A 15855-nucleotide genomic window follows, 5' to 3' on the forward strand; every position below is an offset into this window, starting at 1 on the left:
CCCGGACCCGACCGGCAAACCCCCGGCCGGACGGCGAAGCACGCCCACCACGCACAACCCCTAACCCGATACATCACCCCGGCCACAAGTTGACAAAAACATAGGAACACCCCCCTCCCATCGGCGGGAGGTGGCACGCACGAGCCGCACCTTCCATCTTCCTCCCGCTGGCGGGAGGCGGCGCGCAGCGCCGGAGGGTAGCCACGAGCGGGCAGATGCCGGAATTCCACTCCCTCCCCGAGGGGGGTCGCCACCTCCGCTACCGGCAGGACGACACACATCGATATATGAGCCCCGACGCCAGCAATCCCGAAGATGAGCGGCTTCATCCAGGATTCCTGACGCTGAGTCATGGGGGTGCGTCACATATCCCGGAGATGAGCGGCTTCATCCGGATTTTGGGATGCCAGCTCTCAGCGTCACAGATTCCGGAGAACAATGGCTTCGTCCGGGATTTCTGACGCTGGAAGGGGGCAAGCGGACGGGGAACAGCCTCCCGGGGCGATGCGGACAGTCTGTCTTCGGGCCAGGGGCGTCCTTGTGCTTCACACGACGAGTTGACCCCACGGCCACATCATGCCACGCAACCATTTGATTCCCCGCGCTTCACACGACGGTCCGGTCCACGCCATGGCAATGGGCGGCAATACCCCACCGCGGCGCGCGGGGATCGTGTCATGGGACCGCGATGCCCCACGATGGAGCCGATCCATGCCGCGGGATACGGCAATGCCCCACTACGGCGTGCGAGATCCGCGCCGTGGTGCAACCGTAGAGGCGACGCGCTCCACAACGACATATGAGGATCGTGTTGTGGAGCGGTAGTGCTCCACTATGGCGTGCGGGAATCGTGGCTGTGGGCGGTGATGCTCCACAACGTTGTGCGGGAATGGTGTTGTGGAGCGCTGGTGCGCCACAACAGGGCCATAGGAGGCGGTTCGCGGGAATCGTGGCGCAATATGAGGGTCCTTCTGCTCCACAACGCACGGTGAGAACGATACCGGCTCCTGTTGTGGAGCAGCCCCGTCCGGGACACGGGACGTAGGACGCGGAGTATGGGACATAAGGAGCGGGAAGCCGCACGCCGCACCCCGCACGCGCCCGCCACCCGCATCCTGAAACGACCGGTCCCACGCCCGAAAACGGTCCGCTGCCAGCCCCCTGAAAACCGCCTCGCACCCGAAACGACCGGCTTCACACCACACCGCACCGGGAAATCCGTGGCACGCCACCCACGACGGTCACCCGCGCGAGGTCATGCGCCAATCGACAACGCCGGGAAAAGGGAATCCCGGCATTCCCGCCACGCGATTACCGGTCCGGCGTCACGACCCGCGGCCACCCTCCGGCGTTGCACGCCGCCTCCCGCCAACGGGAGAGGAATAGGGGGACTCATGCCCCATGTGCGCCATCTCCCGCCCACCGCGCCGCGATCCTTTCGCTCCCGCCAGCGGGGCTCCCGGCGTGAGCCGGGTGGGGGTGGTTACGCCAGACACCAACGACACCGCCAGCATCAGCCGGACACGACGACGCACCATCGCAGACCGCCCTCCGGCGCTACGCGCTACTTCCCGCCAGCGGGAGGAAAATACCAATCATCCCGCAGTGCATCTGCGGCCTAATCATCACCTATCTCTAGCGGAGGGGAGATGAAAACCACAACCGCACGCCCTATAAAGAGTCCATAATCAACATCCGTACACGTATGACCCAGTTTCCACATACGGGGGGCATACCCCCGTATGTGAAACAGCCCCGACTCATGCGTCGAGCGCGATAGAAGTAGATAAAACCGTCGAAAATCAGCCATTTCACATACCAACCTGCAATCATCACCCGAAGAGCGAGCACCCTCTCAATTACCCCCTTAAACTTCATACGGGGGTATGCCACCAAAGCCGCGAACTCCGAAATCACCGATTCCACGTTACAAGGTCACCATATGCCATGAGGCCAGCCCGACAGTCGCCATCCCGGAGCGGAGAACAGGCCCGCATTCGCGCATAAGACATGGACTCACGGCATCGGCGATGCCGACCAACAGTGCAGTCACATTGTGGCCACCCATTCGGCATACGAACATAGTCCGTCAGAGGAACGCACTTGCGGCCATAGTCCACAATCCGCACCCAGTAAGGCCACATGACGATTAGGGGGTATACACGAGGGGGCATTGCCCCTACCGTGCGAGGGTAGTGAAGGGGAGAAAGAAGGAATCACACCATGCCAAGCAGCAATTCAAGGCACTCCGATACCCCCATACGACGGAGAAAGCGCCGCGGCCCGGCACCACGCCTGCTGGCCCCCACGATGGACGACCTCGACGACCTGCACGCCCTGTTCGCCGACCCGCGCACCTGGTGGAACGCGCCGAATCATCGGCACACCGGCATCGGCCAGACACGCACGATGCTCAGCCAATGGATCGACGACTGGCAGCAACATGGCATCGGCTATTGGGTGATGCGCGACAGCCAAGGACAGTTCCTCGGCACGGGCGGCATCCGCAGAACCGGCGACAGTCTGACCATGCGCTATTACATACCGCCACGTCTCTGGAACCACCGATACGGCTCGTACCTCGCCGCGAGCGGACGGCAGGTGGCCACGCAATACAACGCAAGCCTGCCCATATTCCTCACATCGCTCGCACGCAACCATGCGTCCTGCATGATCGCCGACAAACTCGGCTTCGTCGTGGTACGACGTGACGTCGACCTCACCGCCGACGCCGCATCACGCAGGATCTACGCCGACCGAGCGGTCCGCCAGCAGGACATCGCCGACTATCTGCGCGCGCGGGAAACCATCTGACCCCACAGCAAATGCCGGCAGCCCAAAACGACGTTGCCACAACAGGCGCAGCCGCAAACGGGCGTCGCCCATCACACATCGAAACGGCGAAACGTGCGGAGCTGACGGCAGGTCCTGTATGGTCCAGGCACGAACCTGTATGGTCCGGGCACGAACCTGCACGATCAGAGCAACGACCTGCACAATCCGACCGGGAATCTGCACGGTCACCCCGGGAAGACGACACCAACCTCGACGACTCCTGGAGCCAAGATGCTTGGAATCATGCGGATTCGCCGAAATACGGACAGCCACCGGCCGGGCGGTCTTCAAGGAGACACCCTACACATCCGCATCGGAACACTACAGGTTCACGCCAAAACCCTACAGGTTCGCCATCGCACTCCACACATTCGCCGGGGTGTGGACCGCCGACGTGTGCGGCACCGACCATGACCTGTAATCGCACTCCACACATTCGCCAGGGTGTGTGCCGAATGCCGGCTCCGGCCCCACCGGCCTACGCGCCAAGCCAGCCCCGTGTCTCCTCTCGCGGGCACCCACTACCCATCCACGCCGATGCCCCAGGCCATCAAGACCAAGGCTAAGCTGAGAACCACGGACGACCGGCCCGCACCCCGGAGCCACAAGCACAGGCACGCGCCGCACACAGGCGCCGCCGTCAAACCGGCCTATCGCGCACGGCGTGCATGGCCTCGGTCGCCCCTGCCGCAAGATGGGAGGACAATGATGGTCAGTGTGAACGACATCCGCAACAGGACGTTCCAGACGGTGCGGTTCAGGACAGGATACGACGTCGATGAGGTCGATGATTTTCTTGACACGGTCATGGAACGCATGAAGGCAGGCCAACCGATGAGCGCCGCCGAACTTGAAGGGCACACATTTCGCACCGTCCGTTTCAAGGAGGGGTACGATACCGGTGAAGTGGATGAGTTCCTGGAGGAACTCGCGATCAACGCGCCCGCCGCCAGCAACGGCACCACGGATACCGTCACGTCCCGCGACACCGGCGTTCGGGATGATTCCACGTCGTCGTCGTCGAACAACGCCCCGCTCTCGGGCGATCACCGATTTTCGGGCAACACCTCCCTCCCGAGTGACGACCCGTTCTCGGGCGGCGAGGCCCAGCGCGCGTGGTGACGCCGAAGAAAGCTACGAAGCCGGAGAAGTACGCGCGCGGCACCCGGTCGTACACGATGTCGCATATCCGCGGCAAGGACACGTCGATCGAGGTGCTGGTGCGCAGCTACCTGTTCCGCCGGGGACTGCGGTTCCGCAAGAACGACAAACGCTACCCCGGTCACCCGGATGTGGTGCTGCCGAAATGGCATACGATCGTGTTCGTGAACGGCTGCTTCTGGCATGCGCACGAGGGGTGTTCGCGGCGCAGCACGCCGAAGTCGAACGTGGAGTTCTGGACGGCGAAGCTGCTGCGCAACCGCGAGCGTGACCGTCGCCAGCATGCGGAGCTCACGGCGGCCGGTTGGCGCGTGATCGACGTGTGGGAGTGCGAGCTCGTGAAGGCCAAACGAGAGGATCGTCTGGCTCGCCTCTACGACGAGATCGTCGGCGGCTGAACCGCCACGTCACGCCAAGATGAACGGCGGTGCAACATAAGGAGACGCGTCGCTGAACATCGCGGATTTGCGGAGGATTCATACGCGCACGATCGTTTCCGGCGGGACAATGGGAATTGACGATAAGAACGGTTTAAGGAGCATCGTGAGCGCCATTCCCGAATCCCAATTCCAGCAGCCATTCGACGGTCGTACCGATACCCAGCATGCCGATACCCCGCATGCCGATACGGATTCCGCTTCGGGGGAACCATCTGACCAATCCTGGCGCGCCGTCGGTTGGATCGGCACCGATGGGCCTCGCGCGGATGCCGAGAAGGGAGCGTCGTCACAGCAGTTTGGCATGGCGTGGTTCTACACCAAATTCGCTTTGTTCTGCTGGGTGTTCGCCATCGGGGGTTTCATGATGGACTGGGATCAGCATGGCAGCATCGACGTAACGGACATCATTCCGGCATCGATGTTCGGCATCCCGGCGATCATCACCACCGTAGTCGCCTGCCGCCTGTTCCGTCAGCGTTACCAGCAGGGCCACGGGGCGAATCCTTACGCGGGACTTATCGGCATTGACGGGAAGGACATCGCTTCCGCGCTCGGCGTCAAATCATTGCAGATGCAGCATTTTGATCAGGAGGGCGATCCCAACCACTATCACGTTGATCGCGTTCTCTTCCCTCCAACGGCGAACGTGACCCTCCGGTTCCCCGCTTCGATCAGCCCGCGTCTTTGGAAACAGAATCGCCAACCTGAGGCACCGAAGAGCGACCTCAACATTCAGCTCGACCGGTTGTCCCCGTCCGAAACGTCAGCGGCCGTTCAACGTGTCCTCGACTCCAGTTTGTCGACCTGTGAACGACTGCACACCGCCTATATCACGCTTCGCATCGCCAGCGGACGAGTCTCAATCACCGGCATCATTCCCATCAGCACTACCGCGCAGCAGATAGAGTTCACGAACAAGGGCGCGATCGCCTCCATCACCGGAGGCCGCTATGACGACGACGCGAAAGCCCTCATCGCCGGTCCTCCCAACGAGCATTTCCGGCCACGATCCGCCGCGCTATGAGGTGGCGGGCTGAGGTGGCGGGCATGGCCGAGTTCCTCCCCGAACCGTCGAACGTTCCGCACATAGACAACGCGACGACACGGTCGTGACGTTCGGAATCTACTGATGATTCCAAACGTCACGGCCGCGTTGCGCAAGTAAGGCCTGAACGTTAGCTCTACAGGATTCCGGCGAGCGCCATCTTGTAGGCATCTTCGACGGTGTTGTAGCTCGCCGCCGACTTGCCGATCTTCTGCGGATCGTAATCGCAGGGAACGAATTGCGCCGAATAACGCTTCACGATGCCCGGCAGCCACTTGTCGAGGAACGCCACGGGCTCGGTGCGCCATTCCATCTTCTCCGGGTCGACCAGAACGGTCAGACCGTACACCAACGGCGTGATGAAACCATCGGGGCTGACTGTGTTCACCGGAACGCCCGCGAACGGGGTGACCTTGTCGGTGGTGCGCTCGTTAAGCTTCTTCACCGCGGTGATGCGCCCATAGCTGCCGCCGGCCTGGTTGTACAGGTCGGGGAATTCGCTATAGATCTTGTCATACAGTGCGGGGACCTGCGCGACCAGATCGAAGGCCTTGCGCACCGTCTCGTTCCTCAAGCCGTGACGGTAGCTTCCATGATCCTGGCTGGTGACATCCTCCGAGCTCATGAAACGCTCGAACAGCGCCAGACAGCTCCCCTTGCCCGAATACAGCTTGGTGGGTGCAGGAGCCTCCACCTTCTTGCCGGCGCCGTCGTCGATCGGACACAGCCAGCTCAGCACGATCCAAGACAATGCGATGATGTCCTGAACCTTGATGTCGCCGCCGTTGTTGGTCTTCCATTCGACACGGTCGTGGACATCCGGGTTGGTCTTGCCCAGCGCGGCGGCGAGCGCGTCGAAGTAACCCTTCTGGTGGGCTTTGGCGCTGGCGTTCAGCTCGGCGTTGTTGTTACGGGCCACGCAGATTTCCAGCAGATTGTTGCTGAAATCCTCTACACAGATGGGATCCGTGGGGTCGGTCGGCACCAGCAGCTCGACGGGAACATAGAACGACAGATCGTCGCCCTGAGGCTCTTCGCCGGAGTCCAGCGTCTCATCCTTGCGCACGGCTTCCTGGTATTCCTGAATGAGCGAACGATTATCCTGCCACAGCGCCTTGAACTCGCTCCACGTCTTCGATCCGGTCGGCATCTTGGCCTTTGAGTTGCCGGCGGAACGCGCGTAGCCCATGGCACGTTCCAGAATCAGCAGGCCGATGGCCAGCGTGTTGTGACCACCATCGAGGATGCCCTCAGTGGACGGATCATTGAAGATGACGCGGATGCGCCCCCTTTTCATCTCCTCGTAATCGGATGCGGCGAGCAGCAGACCCTTGGTCTTGAAGGGGAACAGCATCGGATCCTCGTCGATGGACTGCTGAATGGCTTTCGTCACAGGACCGGTCTTGGAATTACGCGGATTGGCTTGAAGGTCGAGGTTATCGATGATGGGGATCAGATACTTCGCTCGTACCAGACCGATGATCTTCGTGGTTTCCCCGACCGACTGCTTCACCAGCTTCTCGAAACGGATGATGATACCGCCATTGGCATCCGTCACATTCTTGTCTTGCGTCATCCTAACTCCTTCCAGAGTCACCTTGCCGACTGCACCGCAATCGGCCTACTTACCAGAGCCCGTCCGAGCTCTTGGTTCATATTGAATACCCGGTTTTTCAGCTCGGCAAAATTTTGCCGAATCGTTCATCGCCCGACACCAAGTACGAGCTCTGAGATCACACCTCTCAGCTTCCCGCAACACTCGTAGTATCAACCCTTATGAGCCAGTCCGAAGCCGACGACGAACCACCGACGAGAACGCCAGCCAAACAGCCAGCCAAACAGCACTATGCCAGCAACTCCGTCCCGGAAATCCTTGAGATTCTATGGCGGCACACATACTCCGGGCATGGCCTCAGCGCCCGCGAGATCCACGATTCATTAGTGGACAAGCTCGGAGAGTCCGCTCCGGCCATCCGCACGGTGTCCAATCAGCTCAACGCCTTGGAAGGACGCTCTTTTCTAGGGCGTGAGATCCATAAGCTGGCTCCCAAACAGAACGAGGATGACGCCAACGAGTTGGAGGGAGCCACCGATCCACGCCCCGGTTGGCGCATGAGCACCTTCTTCGATCCCTCAGAGGCGCGCCTACTCGCCGACGGCTTGGCATTGTCGCGAATCAGCCGCGACTCAATCGGCGACATCGTCGTCAAACTCAATGAGCTGGTCGGCGGCATATCACTCAGCAGCGATTATCTGACCACCACCACCGCGAAAGACGATTTCAATGGCGAGTTTCTCCGAACTATCGGACTGCTCAATGAAGCCATCACGCATCATCGTTCCGCGACCTTCAACTACATGAACTACGACGAGAAAGGTCAGCTACGCCCACGCCGATCACGCACCACGGGCAGACCCCGCGAATACCACATCGACCCCTATCAAATGGTGTTCAAGAACGGCCGTTACTATCTGGCATGCTGTCTGCATGATGACCCCACTCAGCAACGCATGTTCAGCATCGACCGAATCACCAATCTGCAAGTCACGGAGGCCCTTCCCGACACGACTCGGACAGATTTCGATGTCATCACCTACATGCGAGAACGCCCATACCCGGTGACGGACACCCCCACGACCATCATCATGGCGGTCAAGGCGGAAGCGTTCAATCCCCTGTTCGAGTGGTTCGATAGTCCAAAAATCACAGGGCCGAACTCGGCAGGCTGGTACAAGGTCGTCGTACGAAGCCCCGAAACGGCCGTCTACTGGTGGACATTGCAGTATGCCGACAACCCGATCGTCATTCAAAAGCCGGAAAACCTCAGACAGAGACTGGCCAAAACCGGATACGCCTTCGCCGTTCGATACGGCCTTCATAAGGCGGACAAGGATTCCAGATAGAACAGAGGCGAAACCGTTCCCACTGCCATCACGTTGTTCGAGATGGACCCGGAGCAAGCGCTTCGCCTCTATCAGGACGCGAAGGAAACCACCCGCGCCAAGGGACTGGAGCGACTCGCCACCATGTTCAGGCGACATCCCCGTCATCACTGACATTGTCTTCGCCATCATCGCCGTTCAGCCAGTCGTCGGAGATGAGCATTACCGACACCGCCAATGGCACAGCATCGGCCAGCACCTCCGCCAACCGTTCGCGCGTGGTGATTTCGGTTTCACCGTCCGCCTCGATGGCGTTCACGATGTTGCTGTACCAGCGGATGTGTTCGCCCTTCGGCATCACGAACGTCACGCACGCGGGAATGTGCACACTCACGATTGGTCTCCTTCCGATTGACGCGGATCAGCGTTACACCGCCCGCGGTATCCGACATGTATTCCCCATCGTGATCAACAAGTCCGCATCGGATGCGCCGTGCCGATACAGATCCACCAGTGATCCACGATCGGCGCGGATTGAGACACGTAAACCACCATGTCCCAGACAACGATTCGGCGCAAACAATCCGCTGCGGAATCCACACATCCCAGCGAACCCGTTGTATCCTGGTGAGCCATGGAGACAACGAGTAGTCCCAAAGCGAACAGCCCCAAGGTCATCAACGTCGTCGGCGCGGCGATCGTCCGCAACGGGACGGTGCTATGCGCGCAGCGCGGCCCCGGCAAATCGCTCGCCGGATACTGGGAGTTCCCCGGAGGCAAGATCGAACCGCATGAAACGGCACGGCAGGCACTGCACCGCGAGATCGAAGAGGAGCTGCTGTGCGAGGTCGACGTGGCCGACGAAGTGTGCACCAGCGAATACGCCTATGACTTCGGCACGGTCCGGCTCACCACGTTCATCTGCCATCTGACCGACGGCACTCCGCATCTCACCGAACACACCGACATCCGCTGGCTACACCCCGCCGAAATGTCCCAGTTGGATTGGGCACCAGTCGATCGGGAAGCGGTCGGCATCATCGCCGGGAACCAATCGCTGACGAAGCGCTAGCCGCATATCACCACGCAGTCCGCCCCCTCCCACACACACTTTCCCAACCGTCACTACATCGCCCGCATACTCAAGGAGCATGGCAACATGACGAACACGAGCCCCGACATCGACCTGCGACTCCATCAGCCAGCGACTGTGCCAAGTCCTGTGCCAAGTCCAACGTTCACCGACGATAACACGGGAGCGATCGCCTCCATCACCGGAGGCCACTATGACGACGACGCGAAAGCTCTCATCGCCGGCGCTCCCGACGAACATTTCCGCCCACGATCCGCGGCGCTATAAGGTGGCAGGCACGACCCATATATATGGGCCCACAGGATAGATGCCATTCAGCGGAAGCAGCTAGATGAGCCGGAGTGCTCTGGGCGTCCTGCCGGTCTAGGTTTCGCAGCTGCGCCAAAATTCGCGTCTGCGCTTGAGTCGGGCTCACGTGAGCCCCTAGCAGGACAGTTTCGACGCCTTGCATGGGGATTGCTCGTCCGCTTCGCGCTACCGCCGTATGCCGATTTCAGTTGTACTCGATTCGCAAACTTGGATCTGTTTCGTACTTATCGATAATTCTGTTATAAGCAGAGATCAATTCGCTAAGCATTGCCTTGCGTGCATTCTTACTAAAATGTCCATGTTCATGAACATTGGTCGACAAGAACGCCTGAATATCCCAAACCTCCAAACGCTCGGCAAATCCCATGTCCGCCGCCAAATCCCACGCAGTCTTTACTCGATCCTTTACCGTGATGATGATTGGGTGAAGGCCGTTCTTGATATTGCGTTGGCATTTCTCCATAAGCAGTGTAGCTGGAGCAGTAGTGCAATGTATAGCAGTATCGCCGATATTGAAATCTCCACCTCGTCCCGTGGGATCATCTGCGACTGAAGCACCATTGATTTGTACTTCAGGCATGACGATAGACAGCTTTGCCGCCACAAGTTGTTGCAATACCGTCCCCTCATACATGGTGCCGGGGTTTTCCTTCTGCCTCTTCTTGGCTTGATCCAGCAAATGCCCTACAGCTGCGGTGACCGAGAGAGAATCATCAGATTCCAGCTTAAAGGGTTTGCCGCTGAAGAATTTGCGTATACGGTCAATCCAATACGCTTCGATATCGGTGAAATCCTCATTTGATGGCTGTTCAGCATTGATGAAAGCCGCATAGGCCTTCATAAGTCCCATGGAGCCACGACTAGTGCGTCCGCCTTCAGCCGCAAGCATTCTTGTTATATGGTACTCTTCCAAGATGCTCTGGCAGTTATCGCCACTCAGCCCCTTGACCTGTCCCTCTTTGCCGGTGAGATAATCATTAGGGTCAATTGGTAACGTGTCCTTCGAGAAGGCACGATTAAGTTGAAGAACAGCCGCCAAATTCCCCTTAGTGTTAATTCTGTGGCTTTTTCGAAATGCTTCAATAGCACTAATATCCATTCTGCTCTCCTTTGATAGCTATCGAACCAACTGGGGTTCACATTTCGGTTCCGTTTTACCCAATGTTCCTCGAAGTGCCGGCATGAAATAGTGTTCACTCAACCATTCAACGACGGGCACAGCCACTGCATCACCGAAACCAAATAGGGCTTGATTGGTACGAAGCCCGTCGAGATTGTAATGAGCCGCACCCATAAGAGCAGCATATTCCTTCGGCGTCATCCACCGCACTGATGCAGACCCTTCTCCGAGACGCACCACCGCTTGCCTTGAAGATCCTCCACGCGCTGTACGCAGGCAACCGGAGATGTCATCAGCGCGGACTTCCCACGTAGGTTTTCCGTTCCTAGTACGCCTATAGGCCGTCCGATAGGAAATAAATGAATTAGACTTGAGCTTCTCCACCCTTTCAGCTTGAACAGTTGACAACGATGCGAAGAAGGCTCCCAACTTGCTTTCGGCCCACCATCTAGAGTCATCATCCGACATCTCTTCTGCGTATAAGCCAAATCCGGACATCAACGGTTCAGGCGGCTCCGGAAGTACCGCCCTATGCATACGAAGAGAAGCGTCCGCGAATACCTGCTGTAACCAGTCAGGACGTAGAGGAGAATTGACCTGCACGCCCTCCGGCGGATTCATCAAGCCAATCAAAAACAGCCTAGGACGGGACTGCGGAACGAACCTACGAGCGTCAATAGACAACGCATCCACAGAATACCCAAGTTTGTTGAACGCACGCACTGCCGCCGCTATATCCTCCCCTGAATGTGACGTGGCGAGCCCATTGACGTTCTCAAGAACAGCAATCGGAGGACGCTCCCCGCCCATTTCTTCCAGCAGACGGATGTACTGCCAAAATGCACTGGACTGTCTGCCATTCAAACCCGTGCGAGTTCCAGCCAACGAAATATCGGTACACGGAGACGACCCCCAAGCGATAGAGATATTGCGCGGAAGGTCAGAGCCATGCAACTCACTCATATCACCTTCGACCAGTGTATGCCCCTGTCCGTCCCCAAACTGGTTCTTATACATCTGGCATTTGGCATGATCTATATCATTCGACCAAGCAACATGAAAACCAGCTGCTTCAAGACCGAGGCGCGCAAGACCAATACCCGCGAAGAATTCAAGAGCCCGAGGAGCTGTCTCGTTGCCCCTATCGCTTGGCTCAGGACGAACGCCACCTCTTGCTGCATCAGCCATACCCCTATTCCTTCCAACTACCGACACCATTAGCACTAGTGTACGTGCTGCCAGCATCGCTGCTCCCGCATATCGCTATGAGATTCCTCCGCCGAGCGGTGGCAACAGCGAAGATAGATCATTCGCCACCTAGGTCGAACCAGTGCCGAAGACCGTCGACGCGATCCGCACGGACTTCCCGCAGGCCGACCTGTCCGACGTGCAATTCGACTCGGCGATCGGCGTGCTCGACTACTCGTACTTCACCGAACCGAACCGCAAGCGCTTCGGCGGGCAGCCGCTGATCGCCGCGACGCACGTCGCCGGTGCCAGCGGCAACAGCAACGCCAACGCCAACGACAACAGCAACGACAACGGCAACGGCGAACCCGCGTACCGGCTGGACGACACGTTCGCCGCGATGCTCGCCGCGAACCGCACGTTCCGCATCTTCTTCGCGGATACGCTGCGCACCGGTCTCGCCAACTGCCGCGACCTGTTCCGCGAGGCGCACGCGAACCGTCGCACCTTCGACCGCACGTTCCTGTACGAGCACAAGTATTCACTGGCCGACGTCATGCGCCTGTGCGGGTGGCGGAAGGAGAATACGCCGCAGAACGTCGGCGGCTATCTGCTCGATAAGGAGACCGGCACGATGCCGATCTTCGTGAAGTACGCGGCCAGCCAGTACGAGGACGAGTTCCTCAACGAGCAGGAGATGCGCTACTACAGCAAGAACGGGCGCACGCCGCAGTCGCCGGAATTCCGGTGGCTGCGTGAGGGATTGGAACCGGCCGAAAGCGATTCGGATGCGAGCGCCAGCACGGCCGACTGGCAGCGCACGCACTTCATACCGCTATTCGTCATGCGCAAGGCGGAAAGCGATCACGCGAAGCAGGGCGAGACCACTCGGTACTACTACGTCGGTCGCGTCGCCGCGTTCGACCATCCGACGCTCACCACCAAGCCGAACGCGTCCGGCAACGGGACCGTGAACGTCACGGTCTCCACGCTACGACTGGCGAAGCCGCTCGACCCGGAGCTCTACCGCCATCTGACCAGCTGAACCAGCAGCGACGGAGGCTGCGACGACGGAAACCGCATACGGCAAACGCCCGTGGGAATGCCGCCCGTCTGCACGGGCCCACTCCCACGGGCGCAAAGACCGGCGCGCGGCCCGGCGGCGAGACCCGCACGAACCGCGAGACCCGCACGAACGCGAGACCCGCACGAACCGCACAGGGCCAGACAGTGCCGCACCGGACCGCACAAAGCCGCCCTCCCGGACGCGGCCTACTTGGTCGGGACCTTGCCTTCCTGCGCGTGGTCGAAGTTCGGCACGTTCTTGGCGTCGAACTTGTACACGCCGATGTTGGCGGAGCTCGGATCGTTGCTGGAGTTGAACGGTCCGATGCCGGTCACACCCTTGTAGTGGATGTCCTTGCCGGACTTCAACGCGGCAAGGCATTCCTTGTAGGACGTGCATTCGGTGCCGCCGTTCGCGCCGGAGACGGCCGCCATGTTCTTCTGGATGGTTTCGCCGTCGGCGCTGCCGCCCTTCTGCGCGGCGAGCGCGGCGAGGATGATGCCGTCATACGTTTCGGCGCCGTAGGTAAAGTTGTCGATGTCCTTGCCGTACGCGTCGACGAGCTGCTTCTGGAAGTCGTCGGAGGCCTGGACGCCCGGGATGGTGCCCTTCGAGCCTTCAAGCAGCCCCGCGTCGAACACCTTCGAATAGTCGGACGTGTTGCCGTCGACGAAGTACAGCTTGTGGGTGTCCACGCCGGCGCTCTTCAACGCCTTGACGAGCGGCTTGGTCTGGTCGAAGGCGATCACGGCGACGGCGTCCGGGTTGCTCGCCTTGATCGCGGTGGCGATCGACGAGAAGTTCGTCTCGGTCGGGTCGAACGCGTCCTTCTCGCCGTAGACGACGTTCACGCCCGCGTCCTTGACGGTCTTGACGACCGTGTCGCGCAGACCGGTGCCGTACTCGTCGTTGAACACCGCGACGGCGAGGTTCTTCACGCCGTCCTGCGCGATGACCTGTCCGAGCACGGTGCCCTGCACGGTGTCCGGCGGGACGGTGCGGAAGAAGTACGGGCTCAGGCCGGAGAAGTCGGAGCTGGTGGCGCCCATGGAGAGCATCGGGATCTTCTGTTCGGTGATGGTCTTGTACACGTTCTTGACGACGGCGCTGGAGGCCGGGCCGATCACGAACGACGGGTTCTTCGACAGCACGGACTGCACGGCGGACGTGTTCTGGTCGGCGTGGTCCGCATCGGAGGTGTCGGCGTCGGTGGTGGTCACGTCCTTGCCGAGTACGCCGCCGGCCGCGTTGATGTCGCTGACGGCGAGCTTCTCGGCACCGTGCTCCACCGGCCCCAGGTAGGCGAGCGAGCCGGTGTCGGGCCAGAGTCCTCCGAGCACGAACGTGTCCTTCTTGCCGGAACCGTCCGCCCCGGAACCGGACGCGCCGGAGCTGGACGACGAGCCGCATCCGGCGAGCGCCATGACGGCCGCGGCGACGGCCGCCGTGGCGGTGAATAGGAACTTCTTCTTGCTGTTCATGATTGCTTCCTCTCTATAGCGATATGAACGTGTGGCGATATGAACGTGTGGCGTAATGGCGAAGACGCGCCGGTCACCGGCCTTCTGCAAGCAGGTCAGTGATGCGCGTGGATTCAAAGCGCACCGAGGGAAGCGGTACTGAGTACCGCAACCGAGGAGCAACGCCGAAGCGCCACGTTGCACGTGGCCTTCGCAGCAAGCTGCTCACTTCGCCTATGGACAGCCCACTGGGCTGTCCATGAAACGGCTCAGCATCACTGGCCTTCTTCTTCGACTTCCTGTTCGAGGTTGCCGAGATACAGGGAGATGACCTTGGGGTCTTCCAGCAGGTCTCGCCCGCGACCGGAGTAGGCGTTGCGGCCCTGGTCGAGGACGTAGCCGCGGTCGCAGATCTGCAGGCAGCGGCGTGCGTTCTGTTCGACGATGATGACGGAGACGCCGGCCTTGTTGACCTGGCGCACGCGGATGAACGTCTCGTCCTGAAGCATCGGGGACAGTCCGGCGGAGGGCTCGTCGAGGAGCAGGACGGACGGGTTCATCATGAGGGCGCGGGCCATGGCGACCATCTGGCGTTCGCCGCCGGACAGGGAGCCGGCGAGCTGGTCCTTGCGCTCCCCCAGTCGGGGGAAGATGGAGCACACGTAGTCGAATCGTTCGTTGAATTTCTTCGGCGCCTGGTAGGCGCCCATGTGCATGTTTTCGGCGATGGTGAGCGACGGGAACACGTTTTCGGTCTGCGGGACGAATCCGACGCCGAGGGAGACGAGCTTGTCGGCGCGCAGGTTGGTGATGTCGCGGCCTTTGAGAATCAGGTGTCCGGAGTGGATGTGGACGAGTCCGAACAGGGATTTCAGCAGCGTGGATTTGCCGGCGCCGTTCGGGCCGATGATGCCGACGATCTCGCCTTCGTGGAGGGTGAGGGATGCGCCGTTCAAGATGTTCACGCCGGGGATGTAGCCGGCGACGAGGTCGACGGCGTCGAGCAGCGGCTCGCCTTCCGGTTCGCCCACATGGATTGCGGAGCGCGGACGCGTATCCGTGGTGGTCGCGGTCAGTGTTGCGGTATCGGTCATCGTACGGCCTCCTTAGCCCCCTCAGTCCGCTTCGCGGACAGCTCCCCCTGAAGGGGGAGCAGAATATTAAGACCGGTCATCGTACGGCCTCCTTGCCCCTCCCAGTCCGCTTCGCGGACAGCTCCCCCTGAAAGGGGAGCAGAATATTAAGACCGGTCATC

General features: G+C 60.3%; 14 protein-coding genes and 1 pseudogene. 9 read left to right on the forward strand and 6 right to left on the reverse strand.

Annotated features, from left to right (window positions below; all coding sequences use genetic code 11):
- Positions 1 to 287: 287 nt before the first annotated feature.
- The 5 genes from AC1AYR_RS09780 (at position 288) to AC1AYR_RS09800 (ending at position 5460) form a co-directional block, all read left to right on the forward strand.
- Positions 288 to 461, forward strand: a complete 174-nt coding sequence (locus AC1AYR_RS09780; protein ID WP_476512529.1) for a hypothetical protein — start codon at positions 288 to 290, stop codon at positions 459 to 461.
- A 1762-nt stretch (positions 462 to 2223) separates the two neighbouring features.
- Positions 2224 to 2814, forward strand: a complete 591-nt coding sequence (locus tag AC1AYR_RS09785; RefSeq protein WP_476512528.1) for a GNAT family N-acetyltransferase — start codon at positions 2224 to 2226, stop codon at positions 2812 to 2814.
- Positions 2815 to 3552: 738 nt separating this feature from the next.
- Positions 3553 to 3957 carry a DivIVA domain-containing protein gene (locus AC1AYR_RS09790; RefSeq protein ID WP_476512527.1) on the forward strand — a complete coding sequence of 135 codons (405 nt, stop codon included), beginning with the start codon at positions 3553 to 3555 and terminating at the stop codon, positions 3955 to 3957.
- Positions 3954 to 4394 carry a very short patch repair endonuclease gene (locus AC1AYR_RS09795; RefSeq protein WP_476555170.1) on the forward strand — a complete coding sequence of 147 codons (441 nt, stop codon included), beginning with the start codon at positions 3954 to 3956 and terminating at the stop codon, positions 4392 to 4394. Before AC1AYR_RS09790 ends, AC1AYR_RS09795 begins: the two co-directional genes overlap by 4 nt.
- A gap of 145 nt (positions 4395 to 4539) precedes the next feature.
- Positions 4540 to 5460, forward strand: coding sequence for a hypothetical protein (locus AC1AYR_RS09800; protein WP_476512525.1), 921 nt, complete (start codon positions 4540 to 4542; stop codon positions 5458 to 5460).
- A 157-nt stretch (positions 5461 to 5617) separates the two neighbouring features.
- Here AC1AYR_RS09800 and AC1AYR_RS09805 read toward each other — a convergent pair whose 3' ends face one another.
- Positions 5618 to 7057: a hypothetical protein gene (locus AC1AYR_RS09805; protein WP_476512524.1), complete on the reverse strand. Its 1440-nt coding sequence runs from the start codon at positions 7055 to 7057 to the stop codon at positions 5618 to 5620.
- 200 nt (positions 7058 to 7257) lie between these two features.
- Between AC1AYR_RS09805 and AC1AYR_RS09810 the strand changes: the two genes are divergently transcribed.
- Positions 7258 to 8385 (forward strand): helix-turn-helix transcriptional regulator, encoded by a 1128-nt coding sequence (locus AC1AYR_RS09810; RefSeq protein WP_476512523.1) that lies wholly within the window; start codon positions 7258 to 7260, stop codon positions 8383 to 8385.
- A 127-nt stretch (positions 8386 to 8512) separates the two neighbouring features.
- On the opposite strand, the gene AC1AYR_RS09815 is transcribed toward AC1AYR_RS09810, so the two are convergent.
- Positions 8513 to 8758 carry a hypothetical protein gene (locus tag AC1AYR_RS09815; RefSeq protein ID WP_476512522.1) on the reverse strand — a complete coding sequence of 82 codons (246 nt, stop codon included), beginning with the start codon at positions 8756 to 8758 and terminating at the stop codon, positions 8513 to 8515.
- Between the two features lie 240 nt (positions 8759 to 8998).
- On the opposite strand from AC1AYR_RS09815, the gene AC1AYR_RS09820 reads away from it, so the two are divergent.
- Positions 8999 to 9436: a (deoxy)nucleoside triphosphate pyrophosphohydrolase gene (locus AC1AYR_RS09820; protein WP_476512521.1), complete on the forward strand. Its 438-nt coding sequence runs from the start codon at positions 8999 to 9001 to the stop codon at positions 9434 to 9436.
- Between the two features lie 87 nt (positions 9437 to 9523).
- On the forward strand, positions 9524 to 9724 hold the full coding sequence (locus tag AC1AYR_RS09825) for a hypothetical protein (protein ID WP_476512520.1): 201 nt from the start codon (positions 9524 to 9526) through the stop codon (positions 9722 to 9724).
- A gap of 226 nt (positions 9725 to 9950) precedes the next feature.
- Here the strand turns inward: AC1AYR_RS09825 and AC1AYR_RS09830 are convergent, their stop codons facing one another.
- Together AC1AYR_RS09830 and AC1AYR_RS09835 are read right to left on the reverse strand one after the other, a co-directional pair.
- Positions 9951 to 10865 (reverse strand): DUF4928 family protein, encoded by a 915-nt coding sequence (locus AC1AYR_RS09830; protein WP_476512519.1) that lies wholly within the window; start codon positions 10863 to 10865, stop codon positions 9951 to 9953.
- Positions 10866 to 10883: 18 nt separating this feature from the next.
- Entirely contained in the window at positions 10884 to 12074 is a 1191-nt protein-coding gene (locus AC1AYR_RS09835) for a DNA cytosine methyltransferase (protein ID WP_476512518.1), read from the reverse strand.
- Between the two features lie 154 nt (positions 12075 to 12228).
- On the opposite strand from AC1AYR_RS09835, the pseudogene AC1AYR_RS09840 reads away from it, so the two are divergent.
- Positions 12229 to 13119: pseudogene (locus tag AC1AYR_RS09840) on the forward strand (DUF3427 domain-containing protein); the annotation flags it as partial.
- 227 nt (positions 13120 to 13346) lie between these two features.
- On the opposite strand, the gene AC1AYR_RS09845 reads toward AC1AYR_RS09840, so the two are convergent.
- The gene (locus tag AC1AYR_RS09845; protein ID WP_476512517.1) at positions 13347 to 14621 is read right to left on the reverse strand and encodes an ABC transporter substrate-binding protein; all 1275 of its coding nucleotides are present in this window, start codon (positions 14619 to 14621) and stop codon (positions 13347 to 13349) included.
- A gap of 254 nt (positions 14622 to 14875) precedes the next feature.
- Positions 14876 to 15694, reverse strand: coding sequence for an ABC transporter ATP-binding protein (locus tag AC1AYR_RS09850; RefSeq protein ID WP_476512516.1), 819 nt, complete (start codon positions 15692 to 15694; stop codon positions 14876 to 14878).
- Between the last annotated feature and the right edge of the window lie 161 nt (positions 15695 to 15855).

Source organism: Bifidobacterium sp. LH_417, from assembly GCF_056357035.1.